This is a genomic window from uncultured Phenylobacterium sp., assembly GCF_902826855.1.
Lineage (GTDB): Bacteria > Pseudomonadota > Alphaproteobacteria > Caulobacterales > Caulobacteraceae > Phenylobacterium.
Window position 1 is genome coordinate 1 of sequence record NZ_CADEGK010000367.1, and the last position, 1,818, is coordinate 1,818.

General features: G+C 73.7%; 1 protein-coding gene and 2 pseudogenes. All 3 read left to right on the forward strand.

The window, feature by feature from the left end; genetic code table 11:
* Positions 1–395: pseudogene (locus tag QZV94_RS24835) on the forward strand (rRNA methyltransferase); the annotation flags it as partial.
* Positions 396–464: 69 nt separating this feature from the next.
* Positions 465–1,121: a ribulose-phosphate 3-epimerase gene (rpe, locus tag QZV94_RS24840; RefSeq protein ID WP_293683127.1), complete on the forward strand. Its 657-nt coding sequence runs from the start codon at positions 465–467 to the stop codon at positions 1,119–1,121.
* Positions 1,122–1,132: 11 nt separating this feature from the next.
* Positions 1,133–1,818, forward strand: a pseudogene (locus tag QZV94_RS24845) (heparinase); the annotation flags it as partial.

Genomic DNA, 1,818 nt, shown 5'->3' on the forward strand with positions numbered 1-1,818 from the left:
ACGGCCGGATGTTCGACGCCGTCCTGCTGGACGCACCGTGCACGGCCACCGGTACGTTCCGCCGCCATCCCGACGTGCTCTGGGTGGCGGCCCCGCCGGAGATCCCCAAGCTCGCCGCCGTCCAGGCCCGCCTGCTGGACAGCGCCGCGCGGCGCACCAGGCCCGGGGGCCGGCTGGTCTACTGTGTCTGCTCGCTCGAGCCTGAGGAGGGCGAGGGCCAGGTCGCCGCCTTCCTCGCGCGCACGCCGGCCTTCGAGCTGGACCCAATGACGCCGGGCGACGGCGGCGCGCCGGAGTCCTCGCTGCGGCCCGACGGCACGCTTCGCATCCTGCCGCACCACCGCCACGGCGGAACCGACGGCTTCTACATCGCCCGGATGCGCCGCACGACCTGAAGCAGCGCCGCGAAGGGCGGCGCCCGGATCGGCGTTGTCGCCGGCCCCCGCATCAGGCTAAGCGGGGACATGGCCCAGACCATCATCGCTCCGTCGATCCTGGCGTCGGATTTCGCCCGGCTGGGCGAGGAGATTCGCGCGCTGGAGGCGGCCGGCGCGGACTGGATCCACGTGGACGTCATGGACGGCCACTTCGTGCCCAACATCACCATCGGCCCGGATGTGGTGAAGGCGTTGCGCCCGCACGCCAGGATCCCCTTCGACTGCCACCTGATGATCAGCCCGGCCGATCCGTACCTCGAGGCGTTCCGCGAGGCGGGGGCGGACTACATCAGTGTGCACCCCGAAGCCGGACCGCACCTCAACCGCACCCTGAAGCGGATCCGCCAGTTGGGAGCCAAGGCCGGCGTGGTGTTCAACCCCTCCACCGATCCGTCGGTGATCCAGTGGATGATGGACGAGGTCGACCTGATCCTGGTGATGTCGATCAACCCCGGGTTCGGCGGGCAGACCTTCATGCATTCGCAGCTCGCCAAGATCGAGAAGCTCCGCGCGATGATCGACGCCGAGGGCCGCGACATCCCGCTCGAGGTCGACGGCGGCGTTACGCCGGAGACCGCGAAGCTGTGCATCGCCGCCGGGGCCACGGCCCTGGTGGCCGGAACCGCCGTCTTCCGCGGCGGGGCGGAGCGTTACGCCGCCAACATCGCCGCCCTGCGCGGATAGGGAAGCACGGCGTGGCCGGCCCCCTCCGCCTGCCGGGACGCCATCTGGCCCTGGCGCTGAGCGTCGCTGTCGCACGGGGCCTCTCCGAGGAGTGGCGCGCCGCCGAGCTGGGCCGCTGGCTGCCAGGGCGCGCGCGGTCGGAGGGCTTCACGCTTTCGCCGCGGGATGCTCGGCCACCGGACCTGGACGCGGGGCGTCGTATCCTGTCCGGCGTCTTCACCCTGTCGGGGGCCAGCCTGACGGTGGGGATCGGCGGCGACCCATGGGACCGCCCCAGCCCCAGCCGCGCCTTTGCCGAGGCCCTGCACCGCTTCGACTGGCTCCCGGGCCTCATCGCCGCCGGTCCGGAGGGCGCGGCCGAGGCGCTGCGTCTGGTGCTGGAGTGGCGGCGCCTGTTCAGTCGCTGGAACGGGTTCGCCTGGGCGCCGGAGGTGATGGCCAGGCGGGTGTTCAACCTCGCCTGCGCCGGCCCGGCCCTCGCCGCGCGCGCCTCCGAGGCCGAGACCGCCGGCATGGCTACGGACCTCGCGCGCCAAGCACGCAGTCTGCTCGCCGCCACCGGCGTGGTGGGCGCCGCCGAGCGGGCCGCTTGCGCCGCGGTGGCGGGCGCGGCCCTGCGGGGCCCGGCCGGCCGTCGGGTCCTCGAGCGAGCTCTGGTCCGGCTGGGGCGCGACCTGCCCGCCGCCATCGACCCGGA